This window comes from Janthinobacterium sp. TPC_1, from assembly GCF_056037845.1.
On sequence record NZ_CP195157.1, the window covers coordinates 5,601,090 to 5,615,938 of the forward strand.

The window sequence follows — 14,849 nt, forward strand, 5'->3', positions numbered from 1 at the left end:
TCTTCACCCTGCGGCTCGCTGGCCAGCTGCGCCAGCAAGGCGCACAGCGGCTGGTACTGGTGCTGTTCCAGCATGGCGGCGATGTGCGCGGACAGCTGCGGCAGGCTGGTCGCCAAGCCGGCCAGCACGATGGCGCTGCGCCGCAAATCGAGGGCTTGCACGGATTCGAGCAGCGCCTGCCGTTCGGCCCCGCCCAGCTGGGCCAGCTCCCGCTGCAGGTCGAAGGCGGCGGCCGCGCGCGCGCGGCGCGGCGGCGGCGCTGCGCTGGAAGCGCAGGCCCAGCTGCTGCTCCAGCATGGCGAACAGGTGTTCCTGCTCGATCGGTTTGCGCAGGAAGCCGTCGGCGCCGGCCGCCAGCGCCTCCTGCTTTTCTTCCTCGAAGGCGGAGGCGGTCATGATCACCAGGCGCGGCTGCACCAGCGCCGGCTGCGCGCGCAGCCAGCGCGTCAGCGCCAGGCCGTCCATGTCCGGCATGCGCCAGTCGCTGAGCACCATGTCGTAGCGCTGCGCCGCCAGCATGGCTTGCGCCTGCGCGCCGCCCGCTGCCTCGTGCAGCTGGAAGCCCAGCGGCGCCAGCAAGCCGGCCAGCAGCTTGCGGCAGTTGTCGTCATCGTCGACCAGCAGCACCATGCGCCCGCGCTGGGCCGGCGGCAGGCGCGCCACGCGGCCCGGCGCCAGCGCCGCGATGGCCGGCTGCTGCAACACCGGCGCGCGCAGCTCGAAACTGAAGCGGGAACCGGCGCCCAAGGTCGATTCGACGCGCAGCTCGCCGCCCATCAGGCGCACGAATTCGCGCGAGATGGTCAGCCCCAGCCCCGTGCCCGCCTGCGCCACGGCGCTGTCGGCCTGCACGAACGGTTCAAAGATGCGTTCCAGGTCCTGTTCCGCGATGCCGCTGCCCGTATCGCGCACGGCAAACACCAGCGCCAGCTGCCCGTCGTCGCCCTCCTGGCAGGCCAGCGACAGGGTCACGCTGCCCTGCTCGATGAACTTGAGCGCATTCGACAGCAAATTGAGCAGCACCTGGCGCAGCTTGGCGCCATCGAGGCGCACCAGCGGCGGCACGCCGGAGCGCTCGAGCCGCAGCGCGATGCCCTGGTCGCGCGAGCGCATGCGCACCATTTCGAGCACCTCGTCGAGCAAGCCGTTCAAGTCCACGGGTCCCGCTTGCAGCTGCATGCGGCCCGCCTCGATCTTCGACAATTCCAGGATATCGTTGATCAAGGTCAACAAGTGATGGCCGGCGCGGTTGATGATCGCCAGGTTATGCTTTTCTTCCTCGAACATGCTGCTCGAATCGGCCATCATCTGCGAAAAGCCGATCACGGAATTCAAGGGCGTGCGCAATTCGTGGCTCATGTTGGCGAGAAAAACGCTTTTCGCGCGGTTCGCCGATTCGGCCTCGGTGACGGCCACCGACAGGGCGGCCGTGCGCTGCTGCACCAGCTCTTCCAGGTGGTCGCGGTAGCCCAGCAATTCCTGCTCGCTGTGCTTGCGCTCGGAAATGTCGACGATGCCGCTGCGTACCAGGCGCCGCCCTTCCATCGGCAATTTGACCAGCCGCACCTCGCAGGGGAAAATGCTGCCGTCGGCGCGCCGCACATGGCGCTCGACGAGGATGGGTTCCCCCAGCATGGCGCGGCGCAAATGCTCTTCCACCATCAGGCCCAAAGGCAGGCCGTCGGGCTGCTCCGTGCTATACAGGTCGAACGGCCCGCGCGCCAGCAGCGCTTCGCGCGACATGCCCAGCATGCGCTGCGCGCTGCTGTTGGCGTCGACGAAACGGTCCAGGTCCAGGTCATACACGACGATGGCTTCGGGCGCGTGCTCGACCAGGATGCGGAAGCGCTGCTCGCTCTCGCGCGCCTCGCGCTCGGCACGGCGCAAGCGCCGCCGCTGCAGCAGCAAGGCGCTCAGCAAGCCGGCCATCACGATGAAGACGCCGCCCACCAGCAGCACGGCGACGCGGTGCTCATGCCACAGCTGCGGCGGCCGGTTGAAGAACAGGGTGTGCGGCGGCAGGCGGCTGATGTCGGCGTCCCAGCGCTGCAGCTGTTCCCAATCGTACATGGGCACGGGACGAGCCGGCGGCAGCAAGGCGCCCGGCGCGGCAGGCGCCTTGCCCGCCAGTACTGCCAGCGACAGCTGCGCCACCTGCTGCGCGGCCTGTTCGATGTGCAGGATGGAGCCGCCCAGGATGCCCTTGCCGACCGTCGCGTTATACATGCCGAAGGCGGGTACATTCGCCAGGCGCGCCAGTTGCGCGGAAAACTGCACGGGCGTGGCGATATTGCCGGCCACGTCGCGGTTGACATTGCCCGCCACCAGCAAGGTATCGGCGGGCAGGTGCGCCACCGCCGCGCGCATCTGCGCCAGGGTAAGATCATCGAGGTAGCGCATGGCCACCTTGCCCTGCCACGCCAGCGCCGCCTGCTGCATGTTGCGCTTCAAGGCCTGGTCGGCCTCGCTGGCGCCGACGGCCATGACGATGGTTTTGGTCTCCGGGAACAGCGCCATGGCCTGCGCCAGGGTGCCGGGGAAATCGACATTCGCCTTTTGCTGCCAGATGGCCAGCGGGCTGCCGGCCGGCAAGGCCTTGCCCGAGGTATTAATCGCCAGCACGGGCACGCCGCGCGCCAGCGGCGCCAGGTCCGACAGCAAAAAATCGAGCGCCGGCTGCTGCATGGCGATGATCAGGTCGGCCTTGCGTCCCATCATCTGCGTGTATCTTAAAAGCAACAAATCCCGCATCTCATTGCGCAGCGCCGGGTCGCCCTGGGTATTGAGGCTCAGGTGCTCGACCATGATGTCTTCGCTGGCCAGGCCCGCAGCCACCATGGCGGCCACATAAGTGCGCGTGTACGATTCCACGCCGGCGCGGCCGTAATCGTAAGCGTTGAGGAACAGCACGCGCTGGCCCTGGTGCGGCGGCGCAGCGGCCGGCGCCGATGCCGGCAAGGCGGCAGGCGCCGCGGCGGCACAGAACGCCAGCAGCAATGCGCGGCCACAGCGGCGCACCGCCGCCCTGCCCTGCCCACCGCCCGGCACATCACGCATCATTCGCCATGCCCATGCTCACCCTCGCCTGTCACCATGTTTCACCTATGCGCCGGCCATTCAGCCACCGACACTTACAAAAACATGATAACGTCAACTGCAGGGGCAGGGGCAAGTCTATTGCTTAGGACAATCATTTGACAATACACCCGCCCGCAACACCCGTCATCGTTATGCAGCCGTGCCGCTGATACCGAACAATTCCAGCTTCAGCCCTTTTATGCCGGCCGGCACGTAAATCGCAATCGCCTGCGCCTTGATCATGCTGTCATAGATACTGCCCTTGCTATCGATGGAAAAGTAATACGTATTGGGCCGCACCGGCACTTCGGCGGGAACCTGGGCCATATGGCGCAACTCGGCACCCGGAAGCGCCCGGGCCAGCAATAGTTCGATATTGTCCGGAGATGAAATCTTGAACTGCAACGGTACCGTGGCAACCAGTTCCAGCGCCGGCATATCGGCGTTTACCGCCAGGCAGAGTTCGGTCTGGCGGTCTATCCGCTTGGCATCGAGCAAACCGTGATAGTGGGTGTTTTGTTGCGCATCGTTGGACAGGGGAATCGGGAAGTAGCGCGACAGGAGCACCGTATCGATCAGGTCGCGAATGATGCCATCGAGCTTGCCGAAACCGGGAGCCGCATCATCGTGAGAATAAGACGGCAAGTCGCTCAGCGTGTATTTTTTTGAAAACGTCATCAAGCCGCCGGCCAACGCCATCAATTTTTCAAACAGATACACGGGATGGTGGCGCCGGTAGCTGGCGCAATGACTGAGCATGGCGCTGGCCGTGCTCAAGGTATGCAGCATCCAGAACGAGGAAACATCACCGCCATGAAATTCCACCGTATTGTTACCGGGCTGACGGTGGCGGCTGTACAGCGCTTCAATTTTCGCGCCCATGCGGTCGATCAGCGAATCGAGCAGTTTCTGCAGCGAGGGATCGGCGCTGATGGTCAGGCCAGGCGGCATGAAGGCGGCATCGATGTCAAAGCTGCCGTTGCCAGCGCGGTACAAACGGATCACCGGGATGGCAAGGTAATCGTTCAGGGGATCCAGTTGCGACAGCAGATACACGCGTTTCTTCAGGTAAGCGACGTCTATATGTGACTGCCTCGCTGTACAGATCCGGGGTTTCGATATCCGCCTGGACATAGCGGGCGCCCGCTGAGCTCACATTGCCGCCATGTGCCTGCAGCGCGGGCAGCGCGGCATAAAACGTAAAACTATGTTCGCTGGCAGGCAGCCTGGACAGGTCAACCGCACTGGGCAATATATCGCCAAGCGGCGCGTCAAACAGTTCTCCATCCTGAAAGACGAGCGACATGGCATCCGCCCGCAAGCTATTGTTGGCCAGCGCATCCGCGTTCCAGCTGATGCCATGCACGCCCCATAAATGGGGATTCATCAATGAAGCCAGACGTTGCAGGCGCGCTTCATGGTAGCGGTCCAGCTGCTGGAATTGCTGGGGACCGATGGCCAGGCCTTCGGACCAGAGTAATTTGGATGGCAATGTCATGGCGTTCTCCATATTGACCATTGGAATCATGCTGCCTTGCCAGTCTGATGTTGTCAGTTTGAACGTCCTTGATGTTGCGCAGCAACCCTGTTCAATTATTTGCGCAAACGCAATTTACCTTGGAGCAAACGCTCGGATACTGGCCATTCCGCCGCCAAGACACAGGAAAAGAGAGATGGAGGACTTGCTGCCGTATTTCGAGCGCGAGCTGGTGATGTTGCGGCGGCATTGCCGCGAGTTTGCCGAACGCTATCCGAGAATCGCCGGCAAATTGCACATGTCCGGCGAGTCGTGCGAAGACCCGCACGTGGAACATTTGATCGAATCGGTGGCCATGCTGGCGGCACGCATCTCGAAACGGCTCGATGACGACTATCCGCAATTTACCGAAGCCCTGTTCGAAGCCCTGTTCCCGCATTATCTGCGCCCCTTTCCATCCTGCAGCATCGTGCGCCATTGCGCCCCAGCGGCTGGCGCGGGCGTCTTGCACCTGCCGGCCGACAGTGAAATGGATGCAGCGCCCGTGCGCGGCGTGCGCTGCCGCTTCAAGACGGTCTATGAGCTGACGACCGGCGCATCGGTACTGGACAGCGCCGTTTTCGATGCGATGATCAAGGCGCCGCCGGGCTTGCGCTTGCCAGTATCGGCCAGTTCCTCGCTGAACATCGGCCTCCGGCATCTCGATGCGGCACCCGCATCGCTGCGCGTCTTCATCGATGGCGAAGCTTCTTTTTGCGCCGCATTGCGCGATGCCTTGTTCATGCAGACAGTCTGCGCTTTTGTGTCGACCGAGGCGGCGCAATGGACGGCATTGCCCACCGTGCCGTTGACGCCCGTCGGCTTCGCCGACGCGGATGCCTTGCTACCTTTCGGTGCCCGTTCCCAGCCGGCCTACCGCATCCTGAGCGAGTATTTTGCGTATCCGGAAAAATTCAATTTCTTTGACATCGATGTCGCGGCGCTGGGCGCGGCCCTGCCGCCAGCTTGCCAGCGCTTCACCCTGCATCTGTGCATGGCCGGTTTGCGGCCCGATTCCGCCGCGGCCCGCATGTTGTCCAGCATTTCCAGCGAAAACCTGAAGCTGGGCTGCAGTCCGGCGGTCAATCTCTTCCGCCAGGAAGGCGTACCGATCTCCGTCACCCGGCAGAAAACCGACTACTCCGTGCTGGCCCATGCCACCCATGCGCATGGCTACGAAGTCGTCACTGTCGATGCGGTGCGTTTGCTGCGCCAACGCGGCGGCGAAAGCACGCTGAGCGAATTTCGCCCCCTGTATAGCCTGCGCCATGGCGAGGGGCCGGCGCAACAAGGCCATTACTGGATCATGCGCCACGATACGGCGTTGGCCATCAAGAGCCCTGGTCACGAAAAGAAAATTTCGCTGGTCGATGGCGACTTCCATCCACTGATCCATGAAAAGGCCAGCCTGTCGCTGTCGCTGACATGCAGCAACCGCGATCTTCCCCTGGCACTCAAATACGGCCAGCCGCAAGGAGACCTGCAGCCATGCGCTGGCGGGCCGGCACTGCACATGCTGCGCCGTCCCAGCCAGCCGCGCCGCTTTTCACCGGGCGCGGGCCTGCACTGGCGCCTGATTTCGCACCTGGCGCTGAATCATCACGCGCTGGTCCAGGAGGGCCTGCCGGCGCTGCGCGAAATGCTGACGCTGTATGACCTGTCCCAATCGGCCACCTCGCAGCGCCAGATCGGCGGCATTGTGGCATTGGCTCACGCGCCCACCACGACATGGCTGCGGCACAGGCGCGGCACCTCGCTAGCGCACGGCGTGGAAGTGCGCATCACGCTGGACGAAGAAGCCTTTATCGGCAGCGGCATGCACCTGTTTGTGCAGGTGATCGATCACTTCCTTGGCCTGTATGTGCAAATCAACAGTTTCATTGAACTGGTGGTGCTGTCACTGCAAAGCGGAGAGGAGCTGATCCGATGCAAACCAAGAAGCGGATTGCAGAATCTGGTGTAGTCCAACACTTGTTCGCCGAGCCGTACCGCTATCAGTTCGTGCAGGCGGTGCGTATTCTGCTGTGCTGGCTACGTCAGCAGAACGTGTCCCATGCACAAGCCTTCGGCCAGGGTGCTGCGCTTCAGAAACAGCCTGTCCTTGAGTTTTCCGGCCAGTGAAATCGAGCGGCTCTCGCTCGACGAGAATGAACAGCTGATCCTGATACCGGCGTTCATGCGCTTTCTGGGCGTCGGCGGCACCTTGCCCTTGCATCACTCGGAACGCATCGCCGCCTACCGCTTGTCGAGCAAGGACGCCGGCGTCTCGGCCTTCCTCGAGATCTTTTCGCACCGCATGGTCGCGCTGTATTACCAGGCGTGTGAAAAGTATCGGCTGGAATCCATGCTCCAGACCCAGGCAAAAGACGAGCAACTACTGTTGTTGTCGGCACTGGCCGGCGTGCAGCGCGATGCGCTGCCGTCAAGCGGCGAAGCCGGCGCCGTGACGCAGGACGTGGCGGCCTGGTACGCGGGTCTGCTGCGCTGCCGCCCCGTCTCCGCGCAAGCGATAGGCCCCGTGCTGGCCGAGTACTGCGGCGTCCCCGTCGCCCTGCAACAATTTGTCGTGGTGGGACTATCTGGAAAAAGACCGGCGCAGCCTGCTGGGCAGTGTCAACTTTACGCTGGCGCGCGGCGCAACCGTGGGCCTGCGGCTGTGGCGCCAGGACATGCGCATCTGCCTGCATATCGGCCCGCTGGATCCGGCCGGCCTGCAGCGCTTCCTGCCGCGCAGCGCTGGTGCGGCGGCACTGGCAAAGATGCTGGCGCTGTTTGGCGTCCCGGACTTGCAATATGAAGTGCGGCTGATACTGAGCCCGCCGTGCATCGGGCCCCTGCTCCTGAGCGCCAGCCCTTCAGAAAGGCGGCGCCTGGGCTGGACGACGTTCTTGCAGACGGCGCAAGGCAAGGTGCGCGGCGCCGAAGTGCGTTATTTGCTGCAGCTGGATTGAACAATTCATCTCTGGAAAGCGAGGCAAGCATGAAACATGCGGGACGCGGCGTCATCCGGCTCGGAGACGCAACCGATCACGGCGGCAAGGTCACCAGCGCATCGTCGGGCAGCACCGTGATGGGGAAGACGGCGGCGCTGGCCGACGACACAACCTTCTGCCCCAAGTGCAAGGGCAGCTTCCCCATGACGCCGGACGGCGCCGGCGCAAAACACATGGGCAAGCCGTACGCCTATGACGGCGATGCCACCGCCTGCGGTGCCCGCCTGATCACATCGCTATAGCGGAGGCCGGCCATGCATGCAAGCACACAGGCGGCGCTATCGGTCTTCGACCTCGCCGCGCAAGAGCGGCGCCTGCTGAAAATCGAGTTCCCCCATGACGATGGGCCAGCCGGCGCCATCCTGCTGGTCAATTCGCTGTCCGCCAGGGAAGAAGTATCGCGCGACTTCCGTTTCGAAGCCGAATTGCTGTCGGACGACGCGCACATTGCGCTCAAGGCCATGATGGGCCGCATGGTGACCATTTCCATGGTGCGCGACGATGGCACGCTGCGCCACTTTAACGGCTATGTGGGCGAGTTTTGCCTGCTGCGCGCCGACGGCGGCTTTACCTGGTACCCGCATGGTGCTGCAACCATGGCTGGCCTTTGCCCGGCTGCGCCAGGACAACGTCTCCTTTCATGGTCAAAGCGTGATGCAGCTGACCGAAACAACGTTTGCGCACTACGGGCAGCGCGACTGGAAAACCAGCATCCATGGCGACGATCCGCAGATAACCTGCGCCAACCAGCACAATGAAACCGACTACAACCACCTGCACCGGCGCTGGGAAGCCCTCGGCTGGCATTACTGGTACGAGCACCGTGCCGATGGCCATACCTTGTGGCTCGCAGATAACAGCACCCTGGCGGACATGATCGCCACGGCATCCGGCGACGGCGCCATGCGTTTCCACTCCGGGTCGGGTTCCATGGAAGACGATGGCTTACAACAATGGCAAGCCGTGCGCCGGATCGGCTCCGGGCAGCTGACCTTGGCCAGTTTCGACTATAAGAATCCGCAGCCACGCCTTTCCAGCGGCTACTCCCTGAATCGCCAGGGCGACGTATTTTCCCACGAACTGTATGAAAACACGGGCGCCTATGGCTACAAGAATGTCAATGATGGGGAATCCCTGGCACAGCGCCGCATGGAAGAAAGCGACCATCTGCGCCAGTATTTCGAGGCGGCAGGCAATCACCGTGGCGCACAGCCCGGCCTTTGTTTCCGGCTCGATGGGCATTTCAGCGCCGAGGAAAAACGCTATCAGCCTGGCCAGGAGCGCCCAGACAGTATTGCCGAACGCGAATACCTGATCCTGTCAGCCGAGCATATCGCCAGCAATAACTATCAGGCAGGCCCCAGCGCGCCATCGGATTATGCGAACACGCTCGTATGCGTGCGGCGGGACATCCGCTGGCGGCCGGGCCGCGGCTACAACAGCACGCCATGCATCGTCGCCGGCGTGCAGACGGCGCTGGTGGTCGGGCCGGCCGGGGAAGAAATCCATACCGACGCCCTGGGACGCATCCGCCTGCAATTTCACTGGGACCGCCTGGGTACATTCGATGAACGCAGCTCGCCATGGATAAGAGTCATGATGCCGATGGCGGGAGCGCAAATGGGACAGATCGCCTTGCCCCGCGTGGGACAGGAAGTGGTCGTGCAATTCCAGGACGGCAATATCGACCACCCTATCGTCATCGGCGTCGTCTACAACAGCGCCAATCCGCCGCCGTGGCAATTGCCGCAGCAGCGCGCGCTGTCCGGCGTGCGCAGCCGCGAACTGGGCGCCCGCAGCGCCAACCATCTGGTACTCGACGACACCAAGGGCGCGATCCAGGCACAGCTGCGCAGCGAACACCAGGACAGCCGGCTGTCATTGGGCAACATCACCCGCATCGACGACAATGCCGGCCGCAAGGAAGCACGCGGCGCGGGCTTTGAATTGGCCAGCAACGCCTGGGGCGCCCTGCGCGCCGCCAAAGGCATGCTGATCACCACGGAAACATCAACAGGAACTGGATCGGTCAAACAGCTCGACGAAACGCAGTCCCGCCTGGCGCAGGCGCGCCAACTGCATGAGGGACTGGCCGGCATGGCCGTCGATGCGGGCGCGCAAGACAGTACCGCACAGCAAGGCGCCGTGGCCGACGCCATCCAGCGGCAAAACGCCGCCATCAAGGGCAGCGGCGGCGATTTCCCGGAACTGTCCGAACCACATTTGCTGCTGGCCAGCCCGGCAGGCATCGAACTGAGCACGGCCCAGTCCATCCACCTGGCCGCCAGCGAGCATGTGGCGCTCAGCAGCAGCAAGCATATTTCACTCGCCAGCGGCGACAGCATGTTTGCCAGCATCGCCAAGAGCTTCAGCCTGTTCGTGCACAAGGCCGGCATGAAACTGATCGCCGCCAGCGGCAAGGTGTCCATCCAGGCGCACAGCGACGAGGTGGAAATCCTCGCCCGGAAAGTGCTGTCGCTGATCAGCGAAGCGGACTGGGTCAACATCAAGGGGAAGAAAGGCGTACGCCTGCACGGCGCCAACCACATGCTGGAAATCAGCGACAAGGTGCAGTTCTTCACCTCCTCACCCGTGCTCTTCAACGGCAACCTGGAAACCCTGGCGCCGAAGAGCGTGTCGCAGGAATTCAATGAGAGGCCAGTGGCGCGTTTTGATCAGGCCGTTCGACTGCTGCAAGTCGATGGCACACCCGCTCCCGATATAGCTTTTGAGTTAATACGCGAAGATGGCCACAGAATCAGTGAAAAAAGTAGCAGTGACGGGCACACCCCAGTACAGAAAGGAGACGGCATGGATAGCTACACAATACGCTATAAGGGAGAACTTCCATGAGTGACGATACGGATCTGAATGAACACGGCAATCACCAAGGCGAATTTCGGCAGACTGTTGGCGGATGGGCTGAGTACACCGTCAATATGACTGAAATAAACGACACGATTCGTCATGACGTAACCATTCCTCCTGGGAAAATAATTCCTATCATCTTTTTACCAGGCGTGATGGGTAGTAATTTACGCATGAGCAAGGTACGCCAGAAAGAGCTGGACAAAAGCGATAACATCTCCTGGAGGCCAGATGACATGATGAGCGTGGCCGGAAAATGGAGTGTCGTAGAAGGTTATGGCATCGGTGGATGGTATAAAAATGCATCACCGAGAGATCGACAGATGGCCCTCGATCCAAATGAAACCGAGGTCGAATATTATATTTACAGCACAAATCAAGGAAGATTTGAACCAAGTGGCAACATCACAGGACTTTCCGATTTTCGCCACACCAACATTCCACATGATTTTGCTGGAGTGCCGCCATTGATTGCCATTAGTCCAAGAAAAATAAAAAAGAATGCAAAGTACAACATTCCAGGAATAGTAGATACCTCCTTACCCCCAGCCTTGCGTGAAACACCGGCACAAATTGCACGTTGGCGCGGCTGGAGCGAGATACTTTTTATTGGGGCTTATGGTGAAATGCTAAAGACTGCGGAATTTTTCATGAATAACATTGTCAGAGACAAAAATATTCTTCCCCATTGGCAGACAAGAGATATTCACTCCAATAAAAATCAAGGTCCATATCCTGAAATTTCAAAATTAGTGCTACAAGCACCCAGCGCCTTCGGTGCCACATCCGGTACTGCAATTACCGAGGCTGATCTAAAAAAAATATCTCCATGCTGGTATCCTGTTCACGCCATGGGCTACAACTTCTTGCAGAGCAATGCTATCTCCGCCGGCGTCATCGCTGAGCGGATACGTGGACTTGTCAAAGGCTATGTGGGCTGCGGATTCAAATGCGAAGAGGTCATTCTCGTCACACATAGCATGGGAGGTCTGCTTGCACGCACCTTAATGCATCCAAGTTATGGAAATCTTGTTAACGACAAGGAAGTAAAAGTACTTGGCGTCTATCATAACGTCATGCCGTCGATAGGTGCCGCAAGCGCCTATAAACGTATGCGCTTCGGTTTTTTGGAAAAATCTGGCCCATTCAATAAAAAGACGGCACAAGTTCTGGGAATTAACGGAGAGCATGCAACTGCAACGGTAGCAAATGCTCCAGCTGCATTGGAAATGATGCCGAGCGTTGCCTATGGCGCGAATTGGCTCAAAGTCGTGGACGACAAAGATCGAATTTTATGGAGCTGGCCGCAAGAAGGTCAGAACGCACTCGATAGCATTTATCTACGACCAAGCAGTAATTGGTGGCGCCTTATCAATCCGACGTGGGTAAATCCAGCTAACATTCCCCATGAAAAAGGTGGCGGATTAAAAAATGTAACCCAACGAATAAAAGATGCTTTTGCATTTTCACAATCCATCGAAAAATACTTCCACAAACAAACATACGCTAGTTACTGCGAATCAAAAGACTACCTGTCTTATGGCGAGGTAATCTTCAAAGTTACTGACGGCATGGGTGGTGGACTGACAGATTTTTTTAAGAACTTTACTCCTCCTCATGCAGAGAAATGGAAACTAACCAACGATGATGCAAAAGGAACCCTAACCGTTCAAACTGGATCACGCATACTAAAACTCAAGTTGCAGCCTGCAAAAGAGCTTGGAGATGAAACAGTTCCAGCAATCCGGTCTGCCCGCCATATTACAGGAAATATTTTTCGTCATGGATTAGCAGATGGTAGCGGCTATGAACACCAAAATAGTTACTTGAACAAAAACGTGCTTGCATCTATGCTTTACTCCATAATTCAAATTGCAAAATTAGCAAATTGGGATAAAAAATGAAATCAATTTTTATTAAATATATTTTAATAATTTTCATATATCTCCCCATAATTGCTTGCACAAAAAATTCTATGATTAAGGAGGAAACTATGCCTGAAAAAACGAAATTGAATGGTCGATTGGAAAAAATGTTTTTAAAAACTAAATTATTATGTTTCGGCCGCTATGCCTTGGAAGTTCCAGTCGAATCGAAACTTATTATTGGAAGCAATACTATTGACGCGGAAAAAATAACAACAAATAATTTGCATTTTAAAATAGAAAAAGACATAGAAGAAATTCTTAAAAAAAACAAGAGCGCAGAAAGAAACACATACAACCTTGAAGGCCCAATTGAAAATAGTTGGCAATTACGCTATTACAACAGCATTCATGCAAAGGAAATGAAATTTCTATTTTTTAGAACTTATATTACAAAAGGAGATTTTACATTTATTGCTGGAGATGCTGTAGATGTGGATATCGGTGAACGAGAAGAAGAAATTGCTCGTCGACAACTGCTTCTCGCAAAAAACATACGGTTGCGTGATACGGAGGAAATTCCTTCAGATCCTGGCGTTTGCTTCGAACATGGCTTCCTAGCAGAAAGTTTATATAAAGAGCAAGAGATTGATAACGTCGGAATTCATTTCCCAAGTATTCCTGATATAACTTTTTCGGTGAGTTCCAACAAGGATGCATACGGCGATTACTCTTCAGAAGAATTTGAGAAGCGCCTGCGTGGCGAATTATCCTTGCTCAACCGCATACAGAGTGCAAAAGACATACAGGGGGCGACTTATCCCAAGCGGAACTTGTTACGCGAAGGGAAGCGGGACGTTCAGCATTGGAAGGGGGAAGAGTCACTCATCCTGCGCCCTGATGGAGTACATGATTTTGAATGGGCATTGGTAGGCAAACCGAAAGACATCGCAAATCCATCTGTGCTGGAAGTCAAGATGTACACCAAAGTCGCCCACAACATGGTCGGCGCCGCCGACGCGGCGTCGCTGACGGACGAAGAGGCCATCGCCTTGTGGGACAAGCTGCTGTCCGGCTTGAAGTTCCGGGTGAAGGTGCCGGGTGCGCCGCCGGGTTCGTATTACATCGATCCGGACAAGCCGGCGCAGTGACAATTGACAAACTCATGCTGGCGCCGTGCAAGCCATTGCGCTAGCATGCTCCTTTTGCCCGGAAAGCCGCCATGCCCATCACCCTGCGCCCCGCCCTGCCCACTGATATCGATGCCCTGTGGGCCCTGCGCACGGTGGCCGTGCGCGTCAGTTGCGCCACGCATTATGCGCCGGAGCAAATAACTGTTTGGACAGACAGCTACGCCCGTGCCGGCATCGTATGCGGCCATGCTGGCTGCCGGCGGCGGCATCGTGGCGATGCAGGACGAGGCCATCGCCGGCTATGCCATGCTCGATGCGGACAAGCAGGAAGTCGATGCCGTATTCGTCGATCCCGCCCACGGGGGACTCGGTATCGGCAAGCGCCTGCTGGCGGCGCTGGAGCAGCTGGCGCGCGGCCGCGGCATCGCGCGCCTGCACCTGTCCGCCTCGCTCAATGCGGAACCGTTTTACCGGGCCGCCGGTTTTGTTGCCTTGCGCGCAGAAGCGTATGCGCATCCCAGCGGCATCAGCCTGGCCAGCGTGGCGATGGAAAAGGAGTTGACGCCCGCCTGAACCTTCAGTCAGGCACCGCGCCTGCCTCGGACTCGGCCAGGCATTGCTGCAGCTTCGCGATCAGGGCGCGCACTTCGTCGTCGCCCAAGTCCAGCGGGTCGCCCTGCGCGCCGACGGCGATCAGGCAGATGGCCGAACCGTCGTACCACGCGTCCAGGCGATCCTTGCCTTCACTCATATTGTTCTGCCTCATGTTGCAAATCCCTCAGTAAATCGCCAGGCGCCGCGATGGCGCCCGCTCCTTGCGGCACGGGAAAGACGGACGCCAGCTGCAAGTTGCCCGCCATGCCGGGCAGCCACCTGGCCAAAAAATCGCCGAGCGCGATGGCGCGCGGCTGGAAATGTTCCCACTCGCCGCCGGCGCACGCTTGCGCGAACGCCGCTTCCGGCCAGAATGGTATCGCCACCTTGCCATGGGCTTGCGCCGTGGCCCAGCCGTCGTGGTGCAAGCCCCACACCTCTTGCGTATCAGCCACCTTGCGCACAAAGTAAGCATGGCGTTCGGCGGACGGCAGGCCCATCACCTGCTTGAGCTTTTCAGGATGCACGGTTTCCCCCTACCTCGTCCCATACCCGCAGCTGTGGCGCGCACCAGCCCGTCACCATGTCGAGGGCATCCAGTATCACATCTTCCAGCGCCTCATCCTGCGCGCCGTCCTGCGCAGACGCGCGCAATTCCTGCAGCAAACCGGCCACTTGTTCCGCCGTCGCGCCGCCAGCCTTGTAGCGCAGCAGGATGGCGCGCAGCGTCAATAGCCCTGCCCTGGCATCGAGCGCGGCCAGCAATTCCCTGTCGATGTCGGCGATGATGGTGTGCGGCATG

Annotated in this window: 11 protein-coding genes and 3 pseudogenes; 9 read left to right on the plus strand and 5 right to left on the minus strand. The window is 59.3% G+C overall.

The features are described 5' to 3' along the window. Nucleotides 1–3 precede the first annotated feature (3 nt). Both ACQVLG_RS27205 and tssK read right to left on the minus strand, forming a co-directional pair. Nucleotides 4–3,060 (minus strand): ATP-binding protein, encoded by a 3,057-nt coding sequence (locus ACQVLG_RS27205; RefSeq protein ID WP_474291858.1) that lies wholly within the window; start codon nucleotides 3,058–3,060, stop codon nucleotides 4–6. Between the two features lie 168 nt (nucleotides 3,061–3,228). Continuing rightward, nucleotides 3,229–4,606 (minus strand): annotated as a pseudogene (gene tssK / locus ACQVLG_RS27210) (type VI secretion system baseplate subunit TssK). Between the two features lie 145 nt (nucleotides 4,607–4,751). Between tssK and tssF the strand changes: the two are divergent. The 9 genes and pseudogenes from tssF to ACQVLG_RS27255 all read left to right on the plus strand — a co-directional run bounded on the left by tssF (nucleotide 4,752) and on the right by ACQVLG_RS27255 (nucleotide 14,026). Continuing rightward, nucleotides 4,752–6,557 (plus strand): type VI secretion system baseplate subunit TssF, encoded by a 1,806-nt coding sequence (gene tssF, locus ACQVLG_RS27215; protein ID WP_474291859.1) that lies wholly within the window; start codon nucleotides 4,752–4,754, stop codon nucleotides 6,555–6,557. Between the two features lie 90 nt (nucleotides 6,558–6,647). After that, a pseudogene (locus tag ACQVLG_RS27220) lies at nucleotides 6,648–7,151 on the plus strand (type VI secretion system baseplate subunit TssG); the annotation flags it as partial. Nucleotides 7,152–7,155: 4 nt separating this feature from the next. Then, nucleotides 7,156–7,545, plus strand: coding sequence for a type VI secretion system baseplate subunit TssG (locus tag ACQVLG_RS27225; protein WP_474291860.1), 390 nt, complete (start codon nucleotides 7,156–7,158; stop codon nucleotides 7,543–7,545). 29 nt (nucleotides 7,546–7,574) lie between these two features. After that, the gene (locus ACQVLG_RS27230) at nucleotides 7,575–7,829 is read left to right on the plus strand and encodes a PAAR domain-containing protein (RefSeq protein WP_230539634.1); all 255 of its coding nucleotides are present in this window, start codon (nucleotides 7,575–7,577) and stop codon (nucleotides 7,827–7,829) included. 12 nt (nucleotides 7,830–7,841) lie between these two features. Further along, nucleotides 7,842–8,060: pseudogene (locus ACQVLG_RS27235) on the plus strand (hypothetical protein); the annotation flags it as partial. Nucleotides 8,061–8,169: 109 nt separating this feature from the next. Further along, the gene (locus ACQVLG_RS27240; protein ID WP_474291861.1) at nucleotides 8,170–10,440 is read left to right on the plus strand and encodes a type VI secretion system Vgr family protein; all 2,271 of its coding nucleotides are present in this window, start codon (nucleotides 8,170–8,172) and stop codon (nucleotides 10,438–10,440) included. Continuing rightward, a complete protein-coding gene (locus tag ACQVLG_RS27245; protein ID WP_474291862.1) occupies nucleotides 10,437–12,359 on the plus strand; it encodes an esterase/lipase family protein in 1,923 nt (640 codons plus the stop codon). The genes ACQVLG_RS27240 and ACQVLG_RS27245 overlap by 4 nt, the downstream gene beginning before the upstream one ends. Before the next feature lie 89 nt (nucleotides 12,360–12,448). Further along, nucleotides 12,449–13,471, plus strand: a complete 1,023-nt coding sequence (locus ACQVLG_RS27250; protein ID WP_474291863.1) for a T6SS immunity protein Tli4 family protein — start codon at nucleotides 12,449–12,451, stop codon at nucleotides 13,469–13,471. A 207-nt stretch (nucleotides 13,472–13,678) separates the two neighbouring features. Continuing rightward, complete coding sequence (locus tag ACQVLG_RS27255; protein ID WP_474291864.1) at nucleotides 13,679–14,026, plus strand: GNAT family N-acetyltransferase; 348 nt, start codon at nucleotides 13,679–13,681, stop codon at nucleotides 14,024–14,026. Between the two features lie 4 nt (nucleotides 14,027–14,030). Here the strand turns inward: ACQVLG_RS27255 and ACQVLG_RS27260 are convergent, their stop codons facing one another. The 3 genes from ACQVLG_RS27260 to ACQVLG_RS27270 are packed head-to-tail and all read right to left on the minus strand — an operon-like array spanning nucleotide 14,031 to nucleotide 14,848. Then, complete coding sequence (locus ACQVLG_RS27260; RefSeq protein WP_474291865.1) at nucleotides 14,031–14,204, minus strand: hypothetical protein; 174 nt, start codon at nucleotides 14,202–14,204, stop codon at nucleotides 14,031–14,033. Then, nucleotides 14,197–14,574: a DUF2750 domain-containing protein gene (locus ACQVLG_RS27265; RefSeq protein WP_474291866.1), complete on the minus strand. Its 378-nt coding sequence runs from the start codon at nucleotides 14,572–14,574 to the stop codon at nucleotides 14,197–14,199. The genes ACQVLG_RS27260 and ACQVLG_RS27265 overlap by 8 nt, the downstream gene beginning before the upstream one ends. After that, entirely contained in the window at nucleotides 14,564–14,848 is a 285-nt protein-coding gene (locus ACQVLG_RS27270; RefSeq protein ID WP_474291867.1) for a hypothetical protein, read from the minus strand. The genes ACQVLG_RS27265 and ACQVLG_RS27270 overlap by 11 nt, the downstream gene beginning before the upstream one ends. Between the last annotated feature and the right edge of the window lies 1 nt (nucleotide 14,849).

What these genes read in the sequence shown, in the direction of transcription:
- ACQVLG_RS27205 (WP_474291858.1), bottom strand. Translation starts at nt 3,060, where the DNA reads ATGATGCGTGATGTGCCGGGCGGTGGGCAGGGCAGGGCGGCGGTGCGC.
- tssF (WP_474291859.1), top strand. Translation starts at nt 4,752, where the DNA reads ATGGAGGACTTGCTGCCGTATTTCGAGCGCGAGCTGGTGATGTTGCGG.
- ACQVLG_RS27230 (WP_230539634.1), top strand. Translation starts at nt 7,575, where the DNA reads ATGAAACATGCGGGACGCGGCGTCATCCGGCTCGGAGACGCAACCGAT.
- ACQVLG_RS27240 (WP_474291861.1), top strand. Translation starts at nt 8,170, where the DNA reads ATGGTGCTGCAACCATGGCTGGCCTTTGCCCGGCTGCGCCAGGACAAC.
- ACQVLG_RS27245 (WP_474291862.1), top strand. Translation starts at nt 10,437, where the DNA reads ATGAGTGACGATACGGATCTGAATGAACACGGCAATCACCAAGGCGAA.
- ACQVLG_RS27250 (WP_474291863.1), top strand. Translation starts at nt 12,449, where the DNA reads ATGCCTGAAAAAACGAAATTGAATGGTCGATTGGAAAAAATGTTTTTA.
- ACQVLG_RS27260 (WP_474291865.1), bottom strand. Translation starts at nt 14,204, where the DNA reads ATGAGTGAAGGCAAGGATCGCCTGGACGCGTGGTACGACGGTTCGGCC.
- ACQVLG_RS27270 (WP_474291867.1), bottom strand. Translation starts at nt 14,848, where the DNA reads ATGCCGCACACCATCATCGCCGACATCGACAGGGAATTGCTGGCCGCG.